The 24,263-nt window shown below is 64.0% G+C and carries 20 protein-coding genes; 17 read left to right on the top strand and 3 right to left on the bottom strand.

Going from position 1 to position 24,263, the window contains the following annotated elements:
* Window positions 1-155 precede the first annotated feature (155 nt).
* The 7 genes from J5N58_RS04165 to J5N58_RS04135 all read left to right on the top strand — a co-directional run bounded on the left by J5N58_RS04165 (window position 156) and on the right by J5N58_RS04135 (window position 8,567).
* Window positions 156-3,302, top strand: a complete 3,147-nt coding sequence (locus J5N58_RS04165) for a molybdopterin cofactor-binding domain-containing protein (RefSeq protein WP_244709806.1) — start codon at window positions 156-158, stop codon at window positions 3,300-3,302.
* Window positions 3,299-3,796, top strand: coding sequence for a (2Fe-2S)-binding protein (locus J5N58_RS04160; protein WP_244709804.1), 498 nt, complete (start codon window positions 3,299-3,301; stop codon window positions 3,794-3,796). Before J5N58_RS04165 ends, J5N58_RS04160 begins: the two co-directional genes overlap by 4 nt.
* Window position 3,797: 1 nt before the next feature.
* On the top strand, window positions 3,798-5,312 hold the full coding sequence (locus J5N58_RS04155) for an aldehyde dehydrogenase family protein (protein WP_244709802.1): 1,515 nt from the start codon (window positions 3,798-3,800) through the stop codon (window positions 5,310-5,312).
* Between the two features lie 113 nt (window positions 5,313-5,425).
* A complete protein-coding gene (locus J5N58_RS04150; RefSeq protein WP_113340863.1) occupies window positions 5,426-5,680 on the top strand; it encodes a hypothetical protein in 255 nt (84 codons plus the stop codon).
* Between the two features lie 77 nt (window positions 5,681-5,757).
* The gene (locus tag J5N58_RS04145) at window positions 5,758-6,102 is read left to right on the top strand and encodes a type II toxin-antitoxin system PemK/MazF family toxin (RefSeq protein ID WP_244709800.1); all 345 of its coding nucleotides are present in this window, start codon (window positions 5,758-5,760) and stop codon (window positions 6,100-6,102) included.
* A gap of 236 nt (window positions 6,103-6,338) precedes the next feature.
* On the top strand, window positions 6,339-7,478 hold the full coding sequence (locus tag J5N58_RS04140) for an acyl-CoA dehydrogenase family protein (protein ID WP_113444306.1): 1,140 nt from the start codon (window positions 6,339-6,341) through the stop codon (window positions 7,476-7,478).
* 15 nt (window positions 7,479-7,493) lie between these two features.
* Entirely contained in the window at window positions 7,494-8,567 is a 1,074-nt protein-coding gene (locus J5N58_RS04135; RefSeq protein ID WP_244709798.1) for an enoyl-CoA hydratase/isomerase family protein, read from the top strand.
* 2 nt (window positions 8,568-8,569) lie between these two features.
* Here the strand turns inward: J5N58_RS04135 and J5N58_RS04130 are convergent, their stop codons facing one another.
* Window positions 8,570-8,977, bottom strand: coding sequence for a RidA family protein (locus J5N58_RS04130; RefSeq protein ID WP_112829246.1), 408 nt, complete (start codon window positions 8,975-8,977; stop codon window positions 8,570-8,572).
* 120 nt (window positions 8,978-9,097) lie between these two features.
* Between J5N58_RS04130 and J5N58_RS04125 the strand changes: the two genes are divergently transcribed.
* On the top strand, window positions 9,098-9,994 hold the full coding sequence (locus J5N58_RS04125) for a LysR family transcriptional regulator (RefSeq protein WP_113444305.1): 897 nt from the start codon (window positions 9,098-9,100) through the stop codon (window positions 9,992-9,994).
* Between the two features lie 27 nt (window positions 9,995-10,021).
* Here the strand turns inward: J5N58_RS04125 and J5N58_RS04120 are convergent, their stop codons facing one another.
* Entirely contained in the window at window positions 10,022-11,431 is a 1,410-nt protein-coding gene (locus tag J5N58_RS04120; RefSeq protein WP_112829244.1) for a helix-turn-helix domain-containing protein, read from the bottom strand.
* A gap of 134 nt (window positions 11,432-11,565) precedes the next feature.
* On the opposite strand from J5N58_RS04120, the gene J5N58_RS04115 reads away from it, so the two are divergent.
* The 4 genes from J5N58_RS04115 (at window position 11,566) to scpA (ending at window position 18,415) form a co-directional block, all read left to right on the top strand.
* Window positions 11,566-13,098 carry an acyl-CoA carboxylase subunit beta gene (locus tag J5N58_RS04115; RefSeq protein WP_112829372.1) on the top strand — a complete coding sequence of 511 codons (1,533 nt, stop codon included), beginning with the start codon at window positions 11,566-11,568 and terminating at the stop codon, window positions 13,096-13,098.
* Window positions 13,099-13,110: 12 nt separating this feature from the next.
* Window positions 13,111-13,488, top strand: a complete 378-nt coding sequence (locus tag J5N58_RS04110) for a hypothetical protein (RefSeq protein WP_113340869.1) — start codon at window positions 13,111-13,113, stop codon at window positions 13,486-13,488.
* The gene (locus J5N58_RS04105) at window positions 13,485-15,500 is read left to right on the top strand and encodes an acetyl-CoA carboxylase biotin carboxylase subunit (protein WP_342345978.1); all 2,016 of its coding nucleotides are present in this window, start codon (window positions 13,485-13,487) and stop codon (window positions 15,498-15,500) included. Before J5N58_RS04110 ends, J5N58_RS04105 begins: the two co-directional genes overlap by 4 nt.
* A gap of 773 nt (window positions 15,501-16,273) precedes the next feature.
* Window positions 16,274-18,415, top strand: a complete 2,142-nt coding sequence (scpA, locus tag J5N58_RS04090; RefSeq protein ID WP_244709796.1) for a methylmalonyl-CoA mutase — start codon at window positions 16,274-16,276, stop codon at window positions 18,413-18,415.
* Window positions 18,416-18,530: 115 nt separating this feature from the next.
* Here scpA and J5N58_RS04085 read toward each other — a convergent pair whose 3' ends face one another.
* Window positions 18,531-19,469: a LysR family transcriptional regulator gene (locus tag J5N58_RS04085; RefSeq protein ID WP_112829240.1), complete on the bottom strand. Its 939-nt coding sequence runs from the start codon at window positions 19,467-19,469 to the stop codon at window positions 18,531-18,533.
* A gap of 171 nt (window positions 19,470-19,640) precedes the next feature.
* Here J5N58_RS04085 and J5N58_RS04080 point away from each other — a divergent pair, with 171 nt between their 5' ends.
* The 5 genes from J5N58_RS04080 to J5N58_RS04060 are packed head-to-tail and all read left to right on the top strand — an operon-like array spanning window position 19,641 to window position 24,245.
* Window positions 19,641-20,843, top strand: coding sequence for an ABC transporter substrate-binding protein (locus J5N58_RS04080; protein ID WP_112829239.1), 1,203 nt, complete (start codon window positions 19,641-19,643; stop codon window positions 20,841-20,843).
* Between the two features lie 15 nt (window positions 20,844-20,858).
* Entirely contained in the window at window positions 20,859-21,641 is a 783-nt protein-coding gene (locus tag J5N58_RS04075; RefSeq protein WP_113424376.1) for an ABC transporter ATP-binding protein, read from the top strand.
* A gap of 1 nt (window position 21,642) precedes the next feature.
* On the top strand, window positions 21,643-22,344 hold the full coding sequence (locus tag J5N58_RS04070) for an ABC transporter ATP-binding protein (RefSeq protein ID WP_112829237.1): 702 nt from the start codon (window positions 21,643-21,645) through the stop codon (window positions 22,342-22,344).
* A gap of 4 nt (window positions 22,345-22,348) precedes the next feature.
* Window positions 22,349-23,236, top strand: coding sequence for a branched-chain amino acid ABC transporter permease (locus J5N58_RS04065; protein WP_112829236.1), 888 nt, complete (start codon window positions 22,349-22,351; stop codon window positions 23,234-23,236).
* Window position 23,237: 1 nt separating this feature from the next.
* A complete protein-coding gene (locus tag J5N58_RS04060; protein ID WP_244709794.1) occupies window positions 23,238-24,245 on the top strand; it encodes a branched-chain amino acid ABC transporter permease in 1,008 nt (335 codons plus the stop codon).
* Window positions 24,246-24,263 lie beyond the last annotated feature (18 nt).

Genomic DNA, 24,263 nt, shown 5'->3' with positions numbered 1-24,263 from the left:
GGCGCCGTCCCATGCTTTCTATGCGATAGCTCTGCCATCAAGGGGGGTGAGTGGCGATCCGCGCAGCGGAGTAATCGATCCAGTGAATCGATTACAGCCACGAACGTCGGCAGAGCGGAAAGACCCAACCACAATCTCCATCAGGAGAGCTCAGCATGCGCATCCTGACGCCTACTACCCTCGAACAAGCCCTCGCCCTCGCCGTCTCCCATCCTGGCGCCTTCCGTTTCGTCGCCGGCGGCACGGCACTCCAGCTCGAATGGGCCAAGGGCCTGCCGAAACCGGACGCGATGATAAACCTCGCCCGCCTTCCCGGCATGAACGGGATCGAGCCTACCCCGCAAGGCCTCCGCATCGGCGCGCTAACCAACCTGAACAGCCTGATCGCTGTTCCCGCCATCGCAGCCGGCCTCCCCCTGCTGCATGCGGCCCTCAAGGTCGTCGCCGGCCCCTCGGTGCGCAATCTCGCCACCATCGGCGGCAACATCGCCGGCCGCACCGGATGCTTGCTGCCCGCCCTTCTCGCACTCGATGCCGGACTGGAAATCGCGACACCGTCGGGTCCGACAATTCTCTCCCTTGAAGACTGGCTGGCCCGCCCCGCCGACCCGCTTGCCTTCCTCACCGCCGTGTATATCGCCCCGCAGGATGCCGGCGAGCACCGCGTCTTCCGCAAGACCGGGCTGCGCGCCGCTTTCACGCCGAGCGTCATCAACGCCGCCGCCCGGCTGACCGTTGCAAACGGCATTGTCTCGCAGGCACGCCTTGCAGTCGGCGGCGGTGTCGTTCCGCCAGCCCGTCTGAAAAACGCCGAGACTCTCCTGACCGGTCAACCGCTCGCCGATATCGACTGGACCGCCCTGCACGCCTGCCTTCTCGACACGATCATCGCGCCCGATGACGACTTCCGCAGCGGCGCCTATCGCCGCCGCGTCGCCGCCAACGCCATCGTTCACGGCCTTGGCGGCCGACTGCCCGGACGCAGTCTGTTTCCCGCCGCCCGCCCCCCGGAACCCGCTGAAGGTCTTGCCGACGAAACGGAACTCTCCCGCAGTCTTGTGCCGTCCCGCTGGCATGTCCGCCCGGATGCCCGGCCGAAGATCCGCGGCGAGATGGCCTATCTCACAGACCGGCGGCAAGACGGCATGCTCGTCGGCCGCATCCTTCGCGCCGGCATTCCCCATGCGAAGATCCTGTCCATCGACACCAGCGCGGCGGAAGCCCTGCCCGGTGTCGCTGCCGTCGTTACCCATCGGGACGTGAAGGGCCTCAACGCCTTCGGCATCGTCGTGCAGGACCAGCCCGCCATGTGCCACGACAAGGTGCGCCATCGTGGCGACACGGTCGCAGCCGTCGCGGCAATCGACGCCGAAACCGCCGAAAAGGCGCTCGCCCTGATCCGCGTCGAATACGAACCGCTGCCGCCGGTCGACGACATGGAAACGGCACTCGCCGCCGAAACGCCGCTGGTTCACGAACAGGGCAATCTCCAGCGCGAGCTGTTCTTCCATCGCGGCGACATCGGACAGGGCTTCGCCAAAGCCGCCCACATCGTCGAAGACACCTACGTCACCCCGCGCCAGATGCACGGCTTCATGGAAACCGAAGGGGGCTATGCCTTCATGGAAGGCGACGGCACGTTGAACGTCTTTGCCGGCGGCCAGCATGGCGGCCGCGACCGGCTGCAACTCTCCCGCATCCTCGATCTTCCCGAAGAGAAGATCCGCATCGTCACCTCTCCGACCGGCGGCGCCTTCGGCGGCAAGGACGAGCTTTCCGTCCAGCCGGCGCTGGCGCTCCTTGCGTTGAAGACCGGAAAGCCCGTCCGCCTGCAGCTTTCCCGCGCCGAGTCCGTTCTTGCCGGCCAGAAGCGCAATCCGATGACGATCCGCATGAAGACCGCCTGCGACGCCGAGGGCATGCTGCTCGCGCAGGAAGTCGAAGTGCTGGCGGATGCAGGCGCCTATGCCTCGCTCGGCCCCGGCGTCTTGGAAACCGCGCTGGAACACGCGACCGGCCCCTATGAAGCACTGCATATTTCCACCCATGGCCGCCTCGTCTATACCAATAACGGCATCTGCGGCGCCTTCCGCGGTTTCGGCGCCAACCAGATGACCTATGCCGTGGAATGCCAGATGGATCGGCTGGCGAAGCTCTGCGGCCTCTCGCCTTTCGAGATCCGCGCCCGTAACCTTCGCGTGCCCGGAACCCCGGGCTATCTCGGTCAGGAAGTGTCGAAATCCGAGCGCGTCGTCGAAATGCTCGCCGCCGCCCGCGCCTCCGACATCTGGCAAAAACCGCAGGGCATCTCCGATGACGGCGAGTGGATCACCGGCACCGGCATGGCGATGAACTATCAGGGCAACGGTCTCGGCTCCGTCGTCCCCGACCCGGCCGGCGGCCGCCTCGCGCTGACGAAAGACGGCTTCATCGAAGGCGCCTACGGTCTCGACGAGATGGGACAAGGGCTTCTTCCGCTCATTCAGGCCACCGTCTCGGTCGAGCTCGGCTGCGCCCGCATGGATGTGAAGCCGCTGATCGGTGACACAAGGCTCGCGCCCGAATCCGGCTCGACCACGGCCTCGCGCGGCACCTATGTCGTCTGGGCCTCGGCGAAGAAGGCCGCCCCCGAATTTTCTGCAAGGGTCCGCGCCGCCGCCGGTAAAATCTTGGGCCGCGATCCCGAAACCCTCGTCTTCGCCCCCGGTGGCCTTGCCGAACGCGGCTCGAACAGCGGCGAAATCCTGATCTCCTATCGCGACCTTGCGGACAACATTCCCGAAGCTGACCTGCCGAGCGTCACCGTTACCTACGAGTTCCCGAAGACCGATTACCCCACCGCCAATGCCCGTTACATCTTCGCCTTCGGCGCAGCGCTTGCCCGCGTGGCGGTGAGCCGCGTCACCGGCGAGATCCGCGTGCTCGACCTCCACCAGCATTCCGCCGCGGGTCCCGTGATGGACCTGGCCGCCTATCTCGGCCAGCTCGAAGGCGGCGCGGTGCAGGGCCTCGGCTTCACCCTCACCGAGGATGCGCCGATGCGGGACTGTTCCTATCTCACCGCCAATCTCGATACCTACATGCTGCCCGGCATACAGGATGCGCCGAAGACCATGCGGGCCTTCGCACTGGAAGACCTCGATCCCGGCGACGATCTCGGCCCCCGCGGCTCGGGCGAACTCGGCATCGGCGCGGTCACCCCGGCCATCGCCAATGCGGTCGCCGCCGCCATCGGCCACTGGCCGGTCACGACCCCCGTTCCGCCCGCCGCGATCCTCGAGGTCATGGAGTTGCCCGCATGACCATGACCATGACCGTCACCTTCACTCTCAACGGCCAGCCGGTCACCGTCGGCTGCCCGCCGGACACCCGCCTCGCCGATATCCTGCGCGACCGGCAGGCACTCACCGGCACCAAGATTGCCTGTTCCGTCGGCCGCTGCGGCGCCTGCACCGTGCTCGTCGGCGGCAAGGCCGTGAACGGCTGCCTCATCATGGCCTGGCAGATCGAAAACGCCGATATCGTCACCGTCGAAGGCCTCGACGCCCATCCGCTCGGCCCCGCCATCCGCGCCGGCCTGGAGGAGGAAAGCGCCTTCCAGTGCGGCTATTGCGCGCCGGGCTTCTCCATTGCGCTGACCGCCCTGCTCACGGAAAATCCCGATGCAGGCGAAGAGGAAATCCGGGCCGGACTGGAAGGCAATATCTGTCGTTGCACCGGCTATCATTCGATCATTCGCGGCGCGCTCAATGCCGCCCGCCGCATCCGCGAGCAGTCGCTCGCCATCGGAGACTGACATGACCATCACCATCAAGACGCCCGAACCCCGCAGCGAAGGCGCGAGGGTCTTCCTCGCCCGCCGGCAAAAGCAGATCCTCATCGACGGCGTCTGGCGGGATGCCGGCTCCGGCAAGCGCTTCGAAACCTTCGACCCGGCATCCGGCAGGCTGCTCGCCGAACTCGCCGAAGCCACAGCATCGGATGTCGATGAGGCCGTCGCCAGCGCCCGCGCCGCGCTGACCTCGAAGGAATGGAAGGGCATGACGCCTTCGGCGCGCGGCAAGCTTCTGTGGAAGATCGCCGAGCTGATCGACGCTCATGTCGAGGAACTGGCCGAGCTGGAAACGCTCGATCAGGGCAAGAGCTTCAGGACCGGCCGCTTCGGGGAGATCCCGGCATCCGCCGAACAGTTCCGCTATTTCGCCGGCTTCTGCACCAAGATCCTCGGCACCACCATTCCCACATCGATCGCCTATCAGCCGGAAGGCAGAGAGATCTTCGCCTACACCACGCGCGAACCGGTCGGCGTCGTCGCCGCAATCACGCCGTGGAATTCGCCCATGCTGATGGCGGCGATGAAGCTCGCGCCAGCGCTGGCCGCCGGCTGCACCGTGGTCCTCAAACCGGCCGAAGAAACCTCGCTCACCGCCATCCGCCTCGTCGAACTGATGCTGGAGGCAGGCCTTCCGAAGGGCGTCGTCAACCTCGTCACCGGTTTCGGCGAAGTGGTCGGCGCAGCCCTCACCGCCCATCCCGATGTCGACAAGGTCGCCTTTACCGGCTCGACCGAGGTCGGCAAGCTGATCGTTTCGGCCGCAGAGGGAAACCTCAAGAAGCTGACGCTCGAACTCGGCGGCAAGTCACCCGCCATCGTCATGCCGGATGCCGACATGGCGCTCGCCATCCCCGGCATCGCCCGCGGCATCTTCTCCAATTCCGGACAGGTCTGCGTCGCCGGCTCCCGCGTCTATGCTCACCATGCGGTCTATGACGAGGTGGTCGAAGGCCTGTCGAAGGCAGCAGCAGCCCTCACCCTTGGCCACGGCCTCGACGCCGGCACCGATCTCGGCCCGCTGGTCAACCGCAAGCAGGCCGACCGCGTGGCGGGCTTCATCGCCGAAGGCCGGTCGGAAGGCGCGGAGATTACCTCCGGCGGCAACCAGACCGGCGAATTCGGTACCTTCTTCGAACCGACCGTCGTCACCTCGGTCCGCCCTGATATGCGCATGATGCGGGAAGAGATCTTCGGCCCCGTCGTCGCCGTCACCCCCTTCGACGATCCGGAAGAGGCGATTGCCTATGCCAATGACAGCCCCTACGGCCTCGCCGGCAGCGTTTGGACACAAGACCTGTCATCTGCCCACCGGCTCGCCGCCCGGGTGAAGGCCGGCACCATCTGGATCAACTGCCATTCCTATTTCTCCCCCGAACTGCCGAAGGGCGGCCACAAGCAATCCGGCTGGGGCTATGAAAACGGCGCCCCCGGCCTCGAAAACTATCTGGAGACGAAAACCGTCTGCGCGGTGATCTGAGGATGTCGGGAAGCTGCCCGGCGTCTTTCCGCGCCGTCCGGTTTCATTGACTTCTCGAACTCTTGACAAAATGTGTAAAACTCGCATTTTACACAAAAAGGAGATTGGCAGCCATGGCTCAGGTTCTGAGAGTGCCGGCGACCGAGTTCGCCCGTAAATTCACGACATACAGGGAACGGGTACAGTCGGCGGGTGTGATTGAGATTACGGCTCATGACCGCACGATTGGAGGTTTCCTGTCTGCCGCCGAACTCAGCCATTATCATGACATGAAAAGGCGTGAGCGCGAGGTAATCCGTGTCAGCGAAATGGATGACGAAACCATGGCGTTGATCGTGAACTCTGAATACGGCAAAGTCTCCGAGTGAGTTACCCGACTCCGGTCCCAGGCCTCGTCATTCGGTACAACTACTTATGGGACAAGGAAAAAAGCGAAGGATTTTCCTTGGGAAGCAAGGACAGGCCTTGTGCTATTGTCGTATACCATTCCCGCACCAACGATACGATCGTCGTGCCGATCACGCACTCTCCGCCCGAACTTGGCGAAGAAGACCTCTCGATCGAGGTTCCGGCAGAACTGAGTAATCAGCTCGGCTTGGACGATAATGCCAACTGGATTCGAGTGAGCGAGGTCAATAGATTCGAGTGGCCCGGTATCCATCTTAGGGCGTTGCCGTCTGATCCGAACCGTTATGATTATGGAATGGTTCCGCCTGAGCTCTTCGAACGGATCAAAGCCAAACTTCATGAGACGATGAAAAACGGCCGGGTGGCCTTGGCTAAACGTTAGAATATTCCAGCTGAAGTGAGAACCGGTTTTGCCTCCGGAATTGCGAAAAACCAAAGAGATAGAGAATTTTCGCGGTTCAAGGAAAAGCGAAAATTCTCTAGTTGATGTGTAGCCTGCGAGCTTGCGCCGCGCCACCCGCCTCCGACTTTCGACCGGGGTGATTGCCTCGGCAAACCCATGCTAAGCCTTTGAGCGAATGCCGTTCGGGAGAAACGGCGGAATGCGGAGGAGTAGGCATGGATTTCACCCTGAGCGATCAGCAACAGGCCTTCGTCGACATGGCGACGGAATTCGCCGACGACGAACTGGCGCCTTTCTCGCTGGAATGGGACCAGAAGAAGCACTTCCCCATCGACACGCTGAAGAAGGCGGGAAGCCTCGGACTCGGCGCGATCTGCGTGGCCGACGATGTCGGTGGCTCCGGTCTCGGGCGGCTCGACACCGCCCTCATCATCGAGGCGCTCGCCACCGGCTGCCCGACGGTCGCCGCCTATATCTCGATCCACAACATGTGCGCGACGATGATCGACCGCTACGGCACGCCCGAGCAGCGCGAGGAACATCTGCCCGCCCTTGCGACCATGGACGCGCTGGCAAGCTACTGCCTGACGGAACCCGGCTGCGGTTCGGATGCGGCGGCGCTCAAAACCCGCGCCGTGCGCGACGGCGACGACTACGTGCTGACCGGCCAGAAGCAGTTCATCTCCGGCGCCGGCGCAAGTGCGCTCTACATCGTCATGGCCCGCACCGGCGAGGAGGGTCCGAAGGGCATTTCCGCCTTTCTCGTGCCGGGCAATGCAAAGGGCCTCACCTTCGGCGCCAACGAGAAGAAGATGGGCTGGAACGCCCAGCCCACCCGCGCCGTCATGCTCGACGGCGTGCGCGTGCCGGAAAGCCAGCGGCTCGGCGCCGAGGGCGAAGGCTTCCGCATCGCCATGTCCGGCCTCGATGGCGGCCGCCTCAACATTGCCGCCGCCTCGCTCGGTGGAGCGCGCGCGGCGTTCAAAAAAGCGACGGCCTATGTTCAGGAACGCAAGGCTTTCGGCCAGCCGCTTGCCGATTTCCAGTCCCTGCAGTTCACGCTTGCCGATATGGCGATAGACCTGGAAGCGGCCCGCACCTTCCTCTGGCGCGCGGCAACCGCTCTCGACGACAAGGCGTCCGACGCGACCGTTCTCTGCGCCATGGCCAAGCGGCTGGTGACCGATCGCTGCTTTGCCGTCGCCAACCAGGCCTTGCAGCTGCATGGCGGCTATGGCTATCTCGCTGAATACGGCGTTGAAAAGATCGTCAGGGATCTGCGTGTGCACCAGATCCTGGAAGGGACCAACGAGATCATGCGGGTGATCGTCGCCCGCTCGATCCTGGGGCGCTAAGGGGGGAGACGGGACATGCGCTATCTTTCGGCGGAAATGACGGGCGGGGATGTGCTGACGGGCAGGCAGGGCAGCCTCGGCCTGATCCTGCTCAACCGTCCGCGGGTGCTGAACAGCCTCTCGCTCGACATGGTGAAGGCGATCGAGGAAGCACTCGACCGCTTCGAAAAGGACCCCGCAATTGCCGCCGTGCTGATGACGGGCGACGGAGAACGCGGCCTGTGCGCCGGCGGCGACATCCGCACTTTCTACGAAAGCGGCAAGGCAGGCGACGGACGCGCGGCCGATTTCCTGCGGGCGGAATACCGCATGAATGCCCGCATCGCTGCCTATCCGAAACCCTATGTGGTCTTCATGGAAGGCATCACCATGGGCGGCGGCGTCGGGGTATCGAGCCATGGCAGCCACCGCGTCGTGACCGATACGACCAAACTCGCCATGCCGGAAACCGGCATCGGCTTCTTTCCCGATATCGGAGCCACCTGGCTGCTGGCGAAGGCGCCCGGAGAACTCGGCACCCTCATGGGCCTGACGGGCGAGGCCGTCGGCGCTGCGGATGCCATCGAGGCCGGTCTCGCCGACTGGTTCGTCCCGGCGGACGCCCTGGCTGATCTTGCGGAAAAGCTGACAATCCTGCTGCCCGGCACGACGCACAAGGACGTCTCCCTGCTGGTCGACGCCGCAGCGACCACGCTGCCCGGAGGCGACTTCGCCGACAATCGGGCGCTCATCGATCGCTGCTTCGGCTTCGATGCGGTCGAGGAGATCGAGGCTGCCCTCGCGGCGGAGGCGAATCCGTTTGCGGCCAAGGTCCGCTCCGCCATGATGGCGAAATCGCCGACCAGCCTGAAGGTCACGCTGGCGCTCCTGAGGGCGGCCAGAAAATCGCCCGACCTCAGGACCTGTCTCGAACGGGAATTCGCCGCGACAGCCCAGATCCTGCACACGCCGGATTTCTACGAGGGCATCCGCGCCGCCATTATCGACAAGGACCGCAACCCGAAATGGTCGCCCGCGAGCCTCGACGCCATCGGCGCCGAGATCGTCGAGCCCTTCTTCAGGCCCCATCCGCAGCCGCTGTTCGGCTGAGATCAGGACGGCAGGCGCACCACCATCTCCATTTCCATCTGGAGATCCGGCCCGGCGAGCGCGGCGACGCCGATGCCGGTCAGGCTCGGCTTTGCGCCGTCGAGAAAGGCGAGCACGGCGGGCATCGCCTCTCCTATCCGATCCGGGGTGAGGTCCGTCAGATAGAGCCGCACCATGACAATGTCGTGCGGTGTCGCCCCGACTGCATCGAGCGCCGACTTCGCATTGGCGACCACGAGTAGCGCCTGTCCGGCAAGATCGTCAGGCGCACGTCCGCCGCCCGGCTGCCACGCCACCTGCCCGGAAATGAAGGCAAGCCGGCCCGGCTCCACGGTGGTGATCTGCGAATAGCCGAGCGCGCCCGCATCGGGCAGCGTCGGCGGGTTCAAACGGCCAAGCGTTTGTGTCATGTCTCTGTTCCTTCCTGTCGTCGTCGACCGGTCCGCACGCCGATCCGCGCCGGACGGGATTGCTATAGCCGGTCGATTGACGAATGGACGTCGACACAGAAGCGAACCGCCGGAGTGTTCATGCAGCGTGCCAATCTGAGCGATATCCAGGTCTTCATGGCCGTTGTCGATGCCGGGAGCTTCGTTGCCGGCGGCAAGGCCATGGGCCTGTCGCGCTCGGCGGCCGGAAAGGCCGTTCTCCGGCTTGAGGAACGCCTCGGCACACGCCTCCTGAACCGCACGACGCGCACGCTCAGCCTCACCGACGAAGGACGGACCTTCTACCGGCACGGCCTGCAGATCTTCGCCACGATCGACGAAGCCGAAGCAAGCGTGGCCGGAACGACCGGCACGCCCCGCGGCGTGCTGCGGCTGACGGTTCCCGACGCCTTCGGAAGGCTGGTCATGCTGCCGCTTATCGGCAAATATCTGGAAGCCTGGCCCGAGATGCAGGTGGAGGTGAGTTTCACCGATCGCATCGAGGACATCGTCGACGAAGGCTTCGACCTCGCGATCCGGATCGGCGTCACAACCTCCGAATCCCGGCTGGTGTCCCGTGTCGTCGCCCGCTTCAAGGCCGTGCTCTGTGCGGCTCCCGCCTATCTCGCCGAACGCGGCGAACCCGAAACCGTCGACGATCTTGCCACCCATGACTGCCTGATCTTCACCAGCCGCAACCAGCGGCAGGCCTGGCGCTTTCCCGCAGAAGACGGCGGCTGGATCAGGGCGCAGGGACGAAGCCGCCTGCGGCTGGACAGCGGCGAGGCACTAAGGGATGCCGCCGTCGCGGGGCTCGGAATTGCCCTCCTCCCCGATTTTCTCGCCGCGCCCGATCTCGCCGCCGGACGCCTGCGGCAGGTCCTGCCCGACCGTCAAACAGCGGACGTCAACATCGTCGCGCTTTATCCGGACAAGCGCCTGCTGGAGCCCCGCGTCAGGCGTTTCATCGATCTCATGACGGACGAGTTGCGAAGCTGACGGGCCGGTCTTTCGCCAGCCCGTCCCTCACTCGATCTCGTAAGGGTTGGCATTCCTGACGGTGTGGTCGACCACCAGCCTGTGCTTGAGCGGCGGCACGGCGCGGCTCGTGCATTTCACCCGCTCGCAGATCCGGCAGGAAATGCCGATCGGATCGAAGGCCGCGCGGTTGGAAAGATCGAGATCGTCGGCATAGACGAACTGGTCCGCATAGGAAATCTCGCAGCCGAGCGCCAGCGCATAGCGGGGCTGCGCCGCGCGGAAGCCGAGCGTGCCCTTGTTCACCTGCGTCGCCAGACAGAGGTAGCGCACGCCATCGGGCGTTTCGGCAAGCTGGCGGATGATGCGGCCCGGCGCCTCGAAGGCCTGATGCGCGTTCCACAACGGACAGGCCGCGCCGAAGCGGGCGAACTGCAGACGGGCGGCGCTGTGCCGCTTGGTGATGTTGCCCGCCCGGTCGATACGGGCGAAGAAGACCGGCACACCCTTCTGACCCGGACGCTGCAATGTCGACAGCCTGTGGCAGACCTGCTCCAGCGACGCGCCGAAACGGGCGGCCAGCAATTCGAGATCGTGGCGCAGTTCCCGCGCCGCCTGCAGGAAGCTGCGATAGGGCAGGATCAGCGCGCCGGCGAAATAATTGTGCAGGCCGATGCGACAGATTTCCGCCGCCTCCTCCGTGCGGAAGCCCGCCGACTTCACGACCTGGTCGATCTTCGCCTCGGCGTGAAGCTGGGCGATCTGGGTGGCGATCTGGAAGTCGCGCGTCGGCGCCGAGGCATAGCGGGAGAGCGTCAGGATGCGCGATTTCGGATCGTAACGGCGGATCGCCTCGTCGCCGGCCTCGCCGCGCACCACCCGCACGCCATGGCGGCTTTCGAGAAAGCCGGTCATGGCCGCGTAGTTTTCGCCCTCGCCGAGCTTCAGGTCCGCCGCCAGCCCCTCCGCCATCGCATCGATATCGTGGATGTAATTGTCGACGAAATGGAAGAAGTCCCGCACCTCGTCATAGGAGGTCGTCTCGTTGGCGGTCGCACCGCCCGCACGGTCGGCATAGCTCGCAAGCTGCTCGCCGTTGCGCCGATAGGCCTGGTGGCAGGTGATTAGGGCATGGGCAAGGCCCGGCGCGTTCTGGGTGACGAGCTTCAGTTCCTGCAGGCTCGGCGTATAGGTCTCGAACAGCGGGTCCGACAGCGCCTCGGAAAGCGCCGACAGCAACCGGTCGTTCTGGCCGGAGGAAAGCTCGGTGATGTCGATCCCGAACTTTTCCGCAAGCGCCAGAAGCACGGACGCCGAAACGGGCCGCTGGTTGTTCTCGATCTGGTTAAGATAGCTGGTGGAGATGCCGATCATGTCGGCGAACTGGGCCTGCGTGCCGCCGCTCGCCTGCCTGATTTCGCGCACCTTGCGGCCGATGAAGAGCTTGCCGATCGCCATTTGCAATTTCGCATTTTTCAGTTTGCAAATTTATAAATCCACAATTGCACCTCTTCAATCATTTTCTTTGCCTCGCCTGCCGTTTAAGGGCACAAATCATCCTGAAAAGCTTCATGAAAATGTCGGGAGGAAGCATGCGAATGGTATTGGACCAGCTCGAGGCGCGTCGCGCCGAGGCTCATCTCGGCGGTGGCCAGCGCCGCATCGACGCCCAGCACGCCAAGGGCAAGCTGACGGCGCGCGAGCGCATCGAGGTTCTGCTCGATGAGGGCTCCTTCGAAGAATACGACATGTATGTCACCCATCGCTGCACCGACTTCGGCATGGAAAACCAGAAGGTCGCCGGCGACGGCGTCGTCACCGGCTGGGGCACGATCAACGGCCGTCAGGTCTACGTCTTCTCGCAGGATTTCACCGTGCTTGGCGGTTCGCTTTCCGAGACCCATGCCCAGAAGATCTGCAAGATCATGGACATGGCGATGAAGAACGGCGCACCGGTGATCGGCCTCAACGATTCCGGCGGTGCCCGCATCCAGGAAGGCGTCGCCTCGCTCGCCGGTTATGCCGACGTGTTCAAGCGCAATGTCGATGCCTCCGGCGTCGTGCCGCAGATCTCCGTCATCATGGGCCCCTGCGCCGGCGGCGCGGTCTATTCGCCCGCCATGACCGATTTCATCTTCATGGTACGTGACAGCTCCTACATGTTCGTCACCGGCCCCGACGTCGTGAAGACGGTGACGAACGAGATCGTCACGGCCGAAGAACTCGGCGGCGCCTCGACCCACACCAAAAAGTCTTCGGTCGCCGACGGCGCCTACGAGAACGACATCGAGGCCTTGGAACAGGTCCGCCTGCTCTTCGACTTCCTGCCGCTCAACAACCGCGAAAAGCCGCCGGTCCGCCCCTTCCACGACGATCCGGCCCGCGTCGAGAACCGTCTCGACACGCTGATCCCGGACAGTTCCAACAAGCCCTACGACATGAAGGAGCTGATCTACGCCCTGGCCGACGAGGGCGATTTCTTCGAGATCCAGGAAGCCTTCGCCAGGAACATCATCACCGGCTTCATCCGCATGGAAGGCCAGACGGTCGGCGTCGTCGCCAACCAGCCGATGGTGCTCGCCGGCTGCCTCGATATCGATAGTTCGCGCAAGGCCGCCCGTTTCGTCCGCTTCTGCGACGCCTTCAACATTCCGCTCCTGACGCTGGTCGACGTTCCCGGCTTCCTTCCCGGAACCAGCCAGGAATATGGCGGCGTCATCAAGCATGGCGCGAAGCTGCTCTTCGCCTATAGCCAGGCCACGGTTCCGATGGTGACGCTCATCACCCGCAAGGCCTATGGCGGCGCCTACGACGTCATGGCCTCCAAGCATATCGGCGCGGATATCAACTATGCATGGCCGACCGCCGAGATCGCCGTCATGGGCGCCAAGGGCGCGACCGAAATCCTCTATCGCTCCGAGCTCAACGATCCCGAAAAGATCGCGGCCCGCACGAAGGAATACGAGGAGCGCTTCGCCAACCCCTTCGTCGCCGCCGAACGCGGCTTCATCGACGAAGTCATCATGCCGCATTCCTCGCGCCGCCGCATCGCCCGTGCCTTCGCCTCGCTGCGCAACAAGCAGCTCGGCACGCACTGGAAGAAGCACGACACGATCCCGTTGTAAGGGGGTAGACCGATGGCTGACCTTCCCGACATGACCAAGCACAAGGGCTTCCCGTCCGGGATGCCCGGCACCGGCGTGCAGTTCACCATCCGCCGCGCCAATCCGAAAGGCGTGACGCCGCTGAAAGCCCTGCCGCGCAAGGCCCGCCCGGGCACCAAGGAACACCGCATCGACGCGGCCTTCCTGCATGCCCTCTGGCACCATTTCGGCGACGAGCCCTTCGAGCGCGGCAACCTTGATGCCGCCCGGCTGAACCTTCTTTTCGGCCGCGAAGTCATCGCGGCGGACAAGGATTTCGATCCGCTTTCCTACGAAGCCATGCTGGTGATTAACGAAAAACTCGCCCGGCAGAACTTCCCGGAATCTTTTGAAGACGTATTCGAGGTGTGACGGTGACAATCAAGAAAATCCTCATCGCCAACCGTGGCGAAATCGCCTGCCGGGTCATCAAGACCGCGAAGAAGATGGGCATCGCCACCGTCGCCGTCTATTCCGACGCCGACCGGGACGCGCTGCATGTGAAGATGGCTGACGAGGCCGTCCATATCGGTCCGGCTCCGTCCAACCAGTCCTATATCGTCATCGAGAAGATCCTCGAGGCGATCCGCAAGACCGGCGCAGACGCCGTTCATCCGGGCTACGGCTTCCTGTCGGAAAACGCCGTCTTCGCCGATGCGCTCGCCAATGAAGGCATTACCTTCGTCGGCCCGCCGGTCGGCGCGATCCAGGCCATGGGCGACAAGATCACCTCCAAGAAGCTTGCGGCCGAAGCCGGCGTCTCCACGGTTCCGGGCCATATGGGCCTGATCGAGGATGCAGACGAGGCTGTGAAGATCTCCGACCAGATCGGTTATCCCGTGATGATTAAGGCCTCTGCCGGCGGCGGCGGCAAGGGCATGCGCATTGCCTGGAACGCCGAGGAAGCCCGCGAAGGCTTCCAGTCATCGAGGAACGAAGCCAAGAAATCCTTCGGCGACGACCGCATCTTCATCGAGAAGTTCGTCACTGAGCCGCGCCACATCGAAATCCAGGTGCTCGGCGACAAGCACGGCAACGTGCTCTACCTCGGCGAGCGCGAATGCTCGATCCAGCGCCGCAACCAGAAGGTCATCGAGGAGGCCCCCTCGCCCTTCCTCGACGAAGCGACCCGCAAGGCCATGGGCGAACAGGCCGTGGCGCTCGCCAAGGCCGTGGGATACCACTCCGCCGGCACGGTCGAGTTCATCGTCGACGGCAAGCAGAACAAGTTCTACTTCCTCGAAATGAACACCCGCCTGCAGGTGGAACACCCGGTCACCGAACTCATCACCGGCCTCGACCTCGTGGAGCAGATGATCCGCGTCGCCTCCGGCGAAAAGCTTTCCTTCGGCCAGACGGACGTCAAGCTCAACGGCTGGGCGATCGAAAGCCGCCTTTATGCCGAAGACCCCTACCGCAACTTCCTGCCCTCCATCGGCCGCCTGACGCGTTACCGCCCGCCGGTCGAAGGCAGGGAGGATGACGGCACCGTTGTCCGCAACGATACCGGCGTCTACGAAGGCGGCGAGATCTCGATGTATTACGACCCGATGATCGCCAAGCTCTGCACCTGGGCACCCGACCGCCTGACCGCGATCGACGCCATGTCGAAGGCACTCGACAATTTCGAGGTCGAGGGCATCGGCCACAACCTGCCCTTCCTCTCCGCCGTCATGCAGCAGGAGCGCTTCCGCTCCGGCAAGCTGACCACGGCCTATATCGCCGAGGAATTCAAGGACGGTTTCACCGGCGTCGCCCCGGACGAGAAGGCCGCCCGCAAGCTCGCCGCCATCGCCGCGGTCATCAACCAGACGCTTCAGGAGCGCGCCGTCGCCATTTCCGGCACCATCGGCAATCATCCGCGCAAGGTCGGCAAGGACTGGGTGGTTACGCTTGCCGGCCATTCCTTCCCGCTGACGGTTGAAACCGGCACGGACGGCACCGCCATCGCCTTTGCCGATGACGGCAAGTGCTCCGTCACCGGCGGCTGGCTTCCGGGCCAGAGCCACACGGTCTTCCATGTCGATGGCGAAGCCGTCGGCGTGAAGGTGGACCTGAAGGGCGCCGCGATCCGCCTGCGCTGGCGTGGCATGGATGTCACCGCCCGCGTCCGCTCGCCCCGCATCGCCGCACTCGCCAGGCTGATGCCGGAAAAGCTGCCGCCGGATACCTCGAAGATGCTGCTCTGCCCGATGCCGGGCGTCATCACCTCGGTTGCCGTCAAGGAGGGCGATCAGGTGGAAGCGGGTCAGGCGCTCGCCACCGTCGAAGCCATGAAGATGGAGAACATCCTCAAGGCGGAAAAGCGCAGCGTGGTGAAGAAGGTCGCCGTCAACGCCGGCCAGAGCCTCGCCGTCGACGAGTTGATTATGGAGTTCGAATAAGGCAGAGGGCGATGGTGGATATCCCCCTCTGCCCTGCCGGGCATCTCCCCCACAAGGGGGGAGACAGGATGGGGAAACGCCTCGCGCCTCTGCAAACAGGAAGTCCGGACTGATTGAGTGCCTCGGCGGAAATCGCCGCCCCGGATTTGGAAATGGCCAGACGACCGCTTGTTGTCTCCCCCCTTGTGGGGGAGATGCCCGGCAGGGCAGAGGGGGAAACAAGGGGAAGACAAAGTGGATTTTCCATTTGTTTTCAACCTCCCTCCCCGCCATTCGTCCCCGGCCGATGGCGTCATGTCACCATGGCGTCGTTGCTTCATCGGATACACTGCGAGGCGTCGCGGCGAGAGGCAACCGGCGCCCGGTGCGGGGAAGAGACGCAAGAGCCGTGTCGGGGGTTCGTGGAATTGGGTCCTCTCGCTGAAAAAGCGACGTGCCGTTACGGCAGAGAGGCGGACGGCAGCCGGTGAAACCCCGGCGCCCTTTGAAACCCGGCAAGAAGGCTGCAAACCGTGGCCTTGACTGCCGGACGCGAAATCGGGACGAGCCGATTTCTGTTCGTGCGAGGAACCCGGACCGCGGGCAAAAACCGCTGAACGGGGTGCCGGAAGGTGCCACCTTTTATACACTAAACGAGGCAGCTCCGGCGCCCCGTCCGATCTAGAGCATGTCGCGCAAAAGTGTTGAGCGGTTTTGCGGCAACGACATGCGACAAGACAAAGTATTCAAGCCACGGCCCCGCGCGCGTGGTTAAAGGCGCAGGAGGAAAATGGATGTCGAGCGAGAAGACCATCAAGGACTGGGAAGCGCTGGCCGAGAAGGAGCTGAAGCGTCCGGCCGAAACGCTGACCTGGCATACGCCCGAGGGCATCGACGTCAAGCCGCTCTACACGGCTGAAGACCTTGAGGGCATCGATCACCTGAAATCCCTGCCGGGCTTTGCGCCTTTTGTCCGCGGCCCGCGCGCCACCATGTATGCCGGTCGTCCCTGGACGATCCGCCAGTATGCCGGCTTCTCGACTGCGGAAGAGTCCAATGCCTTCTACCGCAAGGCGCTTGCCGCAGGCCAGCAGGGTGTCTCCGTCGCCTTCGACCTCGCCACCCATCGCGGCTACGACTCGAACCATCCCCGCGTCGAAGGCGATGTCGGCAAGGCAGGCGTGGCGATCGACAGCGTCGAGGACATGAAGATCCTGTTCGACGGCATTCCGCTCGAAAACATCTCCGTTTCCATGACCATGAACGGCGCGGTCATCCCGATCCTCGCCAATTTCATCGTCACCGGCGAGGAACAGGGCGTTTCCCGCGACAAGCTTTCCGGCACCATCCAGAACGACATCCTGAAGGAGTTCATGGTCCGCAACACCTACATCTACCCGCCGGAACCCTCGATGCGCATCATTGCCGATATCATCGAGTACACGGCAAAGCAGATGCCGAAATTCAACTCCATCTCGATTTCCGGCTACCACATGCAGGAAGCCGGCGCGACGCTGGTGCAGGAACTGGCCTTCACGCTGGCGGACGGTCGCGAATACGTTCGCGCCGCGCTGAAGAAGGGCCTGAACGTCGATGATTTCGCCGGTCGGCTGTCCTTCTTCTTCGCTATCGGCATGAACTTCTTCATGGAGGCCGCCAAGCTGCGCGCCGCCCGCCTGCTCTGGACCCGCATCATGGAGGAATTCGAGCCGAAGAAGGCCTCCTCCCTGATGCTGCGCACCCATTGTCAGACCTCCGGCGTCTCGCTGCAGGAACAGGACCCCTACAACAACGTCATCCGGACGGCCTATGAGGCGCTGTCGGCGGCACTCGGCGGCACCCAGTCGCTGCACACCAACGCGCTCGATGAAGCCATCGCGCTGCCGACCGAGTTCTCGGCCCGCATCGCCCGCAACACCCAGCTCATCCTGCAGAACGAGACAGGCGTCACGAAGGTCGTCGATCCGCTCGCCGGTTCCTACTATGTCGAAAGCCTGACCAACGAACTGGCAGAGAAGGCCTGGGCGCTGATCGAGGAAGTGGAAGCCATGGGCGGCATGACCAAAGCCGTCGATGCCGGCCTGCCCAAGCGCCTGATCGAGGAAGCCGCGACCCGCCGTCAGGCGGCGATCGACAAGGGCGAGGAAGTCATCGTCGGCGTCAACAGGTTCCGCCTGGAGAACGAGGAGCCCATCGACATTCTGGAGATCGACAATTCCGCCGTCCGCGCCTCCCAGATCAGGCGCATCGAGGAAACCAAGCGCCGGCGCGACACGAAAAAGGTCGAAAAGGCGCTGGCCCGCCTGACCGAAGTCGCCCGCACCGGCGAGGGCAACATTCTCGAGGCAGCCGTCGATGCCGCCCGGGAGCGCGCCACCGTCGGCGAAATCTCGGATGCCATGCGCGCCGTCTTCGGCGACCATGCCGCAGTCCCGAAGGTCGTGCGCAACATCTACGGCAAGGCCTATCAGGGCGATCCGGAACTCTCGATCCTCTCCGACCGCCTCGACGGCTACAGGAAGGCCAAGGGCGCTGCCCCCCGCATTCTCGTCGCCAAGCTCGGCCAGGACGGGCATGATCGCGGCGCCAAGGTGATCGCATCCGCCTTCGGCGACATCGGCTTCGACGTCGTCGCCGGCCCGCTCTTCCAGACACCGGACGAGGCCGCCGATCTTGCGGTCAGGGAAAAGGTCCAGGTTGTCGGCATGTCTTCGCTCGCAGCCGGCCACAAGACGCTGGCGCCGCAACTGGTCGAAGCCCTGAAGGCCAAGGGCGCCGAAAACGTCGTCGTCGTCGTCGGCGGCGTCATTCCCCGGCAGGACTACGACTACCTCATGGACCACGGCGTCTCCGCCGTCTTCGGCCCCGGCACCAACGTCATGGACGCCGCCCGCTCCGTCCTCGACCTCGTCGAGGGCCGCCTGCGCAACGACTGACGACGAGAGTTCCGGGGATCACCTCAGGTGTTTCCCGGAAGCGCCGGGAAGCGAGGGACACGGAGCTTCGGCGGTTGTACCCAGGATGCCGTTACATAAGTCTGGCACTTGTGGCTCACCCCCGCGACACCAGCCCAACCTTCGCCCCCGAATTCCCGATGAACCCGCGGACATTGGCCTGAACCGATTCCCGCAGGAATTCGATCACGGTACGGATGCGCGCCACCTGCCTCAGATCGTGATGGCAGGCGATCCAGTAGTGGCGCAGCAGGTCCACCTCGTCCTCCAGCACCACCTGCAGCTCCGGATAGCGCTGGGCGATGAAGAGCGGCAGCACGCAAAGCCCGAGCCCGCTGCGCGTGGCGGTCAGCTGCGAGAAGATGCTGGAGCTCTGGAAATTCGGCCGGATCTTCGGATGGATGTCGCCGAGATAGTCGAGTCCCGGCGCGAAGATCATGTCCTGCACATAGCCGATGAAGGAATGCTCCAGCAGGTCGTCGCGGGTCTTCGGCACGCCCCGCGCCTCCAGATAGCCGCGCGTCCCATAGATCTGCAGATGGTAGTCGGTGAGCTTCTCGGAAAAATACGGACCGGCCTTCGGGGGATCGAGAACGACCGCGAGATCGGCCTCCTTGCGCGACAGCGCCATGATCTGCTGGATGGTCACCAGCTCCAGCGAGATGTTCGGATGACGGACGGAAAAGTCGGTCAGCGTGTGGCTGAAGAAGAAGTTGGAAAAACCCTCCGGCGCGGAAAGCCTGACGACGCCGCGCTGGGCGGTTGCGCCACCGGCAAGCTCGGCCTGCAGCCGCTCCGTCTCCTGCTCGATCTTCTCCGCCGTCTCGACGAAACGCTGCCCCATGCCGGTCAGCACGTAGCCGCGTGGATTGCGCTCGAAGAGCTTCACCTTCAGCGCGAATTCCAGCCGGTCGATCCGCCGCGACACCGTCGCATGGCTGGTCCTGAGCTGCCGGGCGGCCGTGGAAAGCTGGCCTGTACGGGCAACCGCGAGGAAGAACTGCAGGTCGTCCCAGGTGAAATGTCCGCTGCTCATCGCCCTCCCCTTCTGTTCAAAAACGAACAGACCCTGTTTGCAATTAGTTAAACCGGGCGCTTGCGTCAACAAGCGCTTTCCCGGATCATGCCCGCCATGATCCGCCGTTTTGAGGAGAAGGGCTGGTCAATTTTGAACAGGTTCGCGACCTGCACTCTGGGAGGAGATCAAATGCGAAACAAGCTCATTGCGTCCATGGCTATTCTTTTGGCAAGCAGCACGGCAGCCCTTGCCGATGCATCGGACGGCAAGGTGAAAATCGGCATCCTGAACGACCAGTCCGGCGTTTATGCCGACTTCGGCGGCAAGTCCTCGGTCGAGGCCGCGAAGATGGCGGTCGAGGATTACGGCGGCAAGGTCCTCGGCGTGCCGGTCGAGATCGTCGACGCCGACCACCAGAACAAGGCCGACATCGCCTCCAACATCGCCCGCCAGTGGTTCGACACCGACCAGGTCGACGCGATCATGGAACTGACCACCTCTTCCGTTGCGCTCGCCGTCCAGGCCATCGCCAAGGAAAAGAAGAAGATCGACATCGTCACCGGCGCTGCGACCACCGAACTCACCGGCAAGCAGTGCAGCCCCTACGGCTTCCACTGGGCCTATGACACCCACGCGCTTGCGGTCGGCACCGGCGGCGCGCTGGTGAAGCAGGGCGGCGACAGCTGGTTCTTCCTGACCGCCGACTACGCCTTCGGCTATTCGCTCGAACAGCAGACCAGCGATTTCGTGAAGTCGTCAGGCGGTAACGTGGTGGGATCGGTTCGCCACCCGCTTGCCACCACCGACTTCTCCTCCTTCCTGCTGCAGGCCCAGTCCTCCGGCGCCAAGGTCATCGGCCTTGCCAATGCCGGCGCCGACACCCAGAACGCCATCAAGCAGGCCGCCGAATTCGGCATCACCCAGGGCGGCCAGCGCCTTGCGGCCCTTCTCTTCACCCTTGCGGAAGTCCACGGCCTTGGCCTCGAGGCGGCACAGGGCCTGACGCTGACGGAAGGCTTCTACTGGAACCGCGACGAGGAGAGCCAGAAGTTCGGCAAGCGCTTCTTCGAGCGCACCGGCAAGATGCCGAACATGGTTCATACCGGCACCTATTCCGCCGTGATGCAGTATCTGAAGGCGATCGACAAGGCCGGCACCGACGAGACGGAAGCCGTCGCCAAGCTGCTGCACGAAATGCCGGTGGACGACGTCTTCGCCAAGGGCGGCAGCGTCGGCCCGAACGGCCGCATGTTCCACGACATGTACCTGCTCGAAGTGAAGAAGCCCGGCGACAGCAAGGAGCCGTGGGATTACTTCAACGTGCTCGCCACCATTCCGGGCAAGGAAGCCTATATCGATCCCGCCAAGAGCGGTTGCGAGCTGGTCAAGTAAGCCCGGCCGGTCGCAATGACGAACGCTTCGGCACATCTCAACGGGGAGTCGCGGGTGGTCTTGTCCGCCCGCGGTCTCCGCCGCGATTTCGGCGGCTTCACCGCCGTGCGCAACGTCGATCTCGACGTCCATCACGCGCGGGTCCACGCTCTGATCGGCCCGAACGGGGCCGGCAAGACGACCGTCTTCAACCTGCTGACCAAGTTCCTGCAGCCCTCGGCCGGAACGATCAACCTGCTCGGCACCGACATCACCCAGACGCCGCCGGACAAGGTTGCGCGCATGGGGCTCGTCCGTTCCTTCCAGATTTCGGCGGTCTTCCCGCACCTCACCGTGCTCGACAATGTCCGCGTGGCGTTGCAGCGGCCGAACGGGCTTGCCCATCAGTTCTGGCGGCCTCTCTCGGCCCTCGACACGTTGAACGAACGCGCCGAGCAACTGCTGTCCACCGTCGGCCTTTCCAAGGAGCGCGACGTCGTCGCGGCGGACCTCTCCTACGGCCGCAAGCGCGTCCTCGAGATTGCGACCACGCTCGCGCTCGATCCGAAGGTCCTGCTGCTGGACGAGCCGATGGCCGGCATGGGGCAGGAAGACGTTGGCGTCATCGCCGATCTCATCCGTGAAGTCGCGAGAACCCGCGCCGTCCTGATGGTCGAGCACAACCTCTCGGTCGTCGCCAACATCTGCCATCACGTGACGGTGCTGCAGCGGGGCGAGATCCTCGCCGAAGGCAATTACGAGACGGTGAGCAACGATCCGCGCGTCCGCGTGGCCTACATGGGCACGGAGGAGGCCTGACATGACGGCACTTCTGGAAGTCCGAAACCTCAATTCCTGGTACGGCGAAAGCCATATCCTGCATGGCGTCGACATGAATGTCGGCGAAGGCGAGACCGTCACCATTCTCGGCCGCAACGGCGTCGGCAAGACCACGACGCTGCGCACCGTCACCGGCATCGTCCGGGCCCGCAAGGGCGAAATCCGTTTCGCCGGCAAGGACATGATGCAGGTGCCGCTGCACCGCACCGCCCATCACGGCATCGGCTTCGTGCCGGAGGAACGCGGCATCTTCTCGACGCTCAACGTGCTCGAAAACCTGATGCTTCCGCCGGAAGTCGCCAAGGGCGGCATGACGCTGGACGAGATCTTCGAGCTCTTCCCCAATCTCCACGAACGCAGGAACAGCCCGGGCACGCGCCTTTCCGGCGGCGAACAGCAGATGCTCGCCATCGCCCGCATCCTGCGCACCGGCACCCGCCTGCTGCTGCTCGACGAACCGACGGAAGGCCTTGCCCCCGTCATCGTGCAGCGCATCGGCGAGGTGCTGAAGACACTCAAGCAGAGAGGCATGACCGTGCTTCTGGTCGAACAGAATTTCCGCTTCGCAAGCCGCGTCGCCGACCGCTTCTACCTGATGGAGCACGGCCAGATGGTGGCCGAGTTCAAGGTGAGCGAGCTGCCCGAACGCATGGACATGCTTCACAAGGTTCTGGGGGTCTGATGCCATGACGATGATATTCGGCGTTCCCCTCCAGGCGCTTCTCGGGCAATTGCTGATCGGCCTCATCAACGGCTCCTTCTATGCGCTCCTGTCGCTCGGGCTGGCGATCATCTTCGGCCTGCTCCGGATGATTAACTTCGCCCACGGCGCGCAATACATGCTCGGCGCCTTCGTGGCCTACCTGCTGCTCACCTTCCTCGGCATCGGCTACTGGCCGGCGCTCATTCTTGCGCCGCTGATCGTCGGCATCCTCGGCGCGATTGTCGAACGCCTGTTCCTGCGGCGTCTCTACGATCTCGATCCGCTCTACGGCCTGCTCTTCACCTTCGGCCTGGCGCTGACCATCGAGGGCACCTTCCGTTACCTCTACGGCTCGTCCGGCCAGCCCTATGCGACGCCATCGGCCCTTTCCGGCGGCACCAATCTCGGCTTCATGTTCATGCCGATCTATCGCGGCTGGGTGGTCGTCGTCTCGCTCGTCGTCTGCATCGGCACATGGCTTCTGATCGAGAAGACCAAGCTCGGCGCCTACCTTCGCGCCGCAACGGAAAACTCGACGCTGGTGCAGGCCTTCGGCGTCAACGTGCCGGTGCTCTTGACCTTCACCTACGGTCTCGGCGTCGCGCTCGCCGCCTTTGCCGGCGTGCTCGCCGCGCCCGTCTACCAGGTGTCGCCGCTGATGGGATCGAACATCATCATCGTCGTCTTCGCGGTGGTCGTGGTCGGCGGCATGGGCTCGATCATGGGCGCCATCCTCACCGGCTACATGCTGGGTATCGCGGAAGGCCTGACCAAGGTATTCTATCCGGAAGCCTCCAACATCGTGATCTTCGTCATCATGGCGATCGTTCTTCTCATCCGGCCCGCGGGCCTCTTCGGTCGGGATGCGTGACATGGCTCATTCGACAACAACGACAACCACCTCGTCGCATTCGGCGTCTCCGACGACCGGCAACGCTTCCGCCGCGCGCACGATCCTGCTCGGCATCGGACTCATCCTGCTGATTGCGGCCCCCTTCTTCCTCTACCCGGTCTTCCTGATGAAGATCCTGTGCTTCGCGCTGTTTGCCTGCGCGTTCAACCTGCTGCTCGGCTATACCGGCCTCCTCTCCTTCGGCCATGCCACCTTCTTCGGCGGCGCGGCCTATTTCACCGCCCATGCAGTGAAGGAATGGGGCTTCTCGCCGGAACTCGGCATTCTCGCGGGCGTGCTGGGTGCTGCCGTTCTCGGCCTCATCATGGGCTTCTTCGCCATCCGCCGGCAGGGCATCTACTTCGCCATGATTACGCTCGCCCTCTCGCAGATGTTCTTCTTCTTCTGCCTGCAGGCCGAGTTCACCCATGGCGAGGATGGCATCCAGTCGGTGCCGCGCGGCCATCTCTTCGGCTTCATCGATCTCTCGCAACCGCTCAACATGTACTATCTGGTGCTGGCGATCTTCGTCATCGGCCTCTTCGTCATCTGGCGCTTCATCAACTCGCCCTTCGGCATGATCCTGAAGTCGATCCGCGAAAACGAGGCGCGCGCCGTCTCGCTCGGCTATTCCGTCGCCCGCTACAAGCTCGGCGCCTTCGTGATGTCCGCGGCGCTGGCCGGCCTTGCCGGCGCGGTAAAGGCGCTGGTCTTCCAGTTCGCCACGCTGACCGACGTCACCTGGCAGATGTCGGGCGAGGTGATCCTGATGACATTGCTCGGCGGGATCGGCACGCTGATCGGGCCGGTGGTCGGCGCCGGCCTCGTGGTGACGCTCGGCAACTACCTCGCAACCACCGGCTTCCCGGTGACCATCATCACCGGCATCGTCTTCATGGTCTGCGTGCTGCTCTTCCGGCGCGGCATCGTCGGCGAGTTCTATGCGTCCTGGATCGGCCGCAAACTCGGCTTCGAATACCGGCGATAGGCCTGGGCCGGCATCCCG

The sequence above is a fragment of the Paenirhizobium cremeum genome (genome assembly GCF_022884085.1).
In the GTDB taxonomy this organism is placed as follows: Bacteria; Pseudomonadota; Alphaproteobacteria; order Rhizobiales; family Rhizobiaceae; genus Allorhizobium; species Allorhizobium cremeum.
This window is presented reverse-complemented; position numbering and strand designations above follow the sequence as displayed.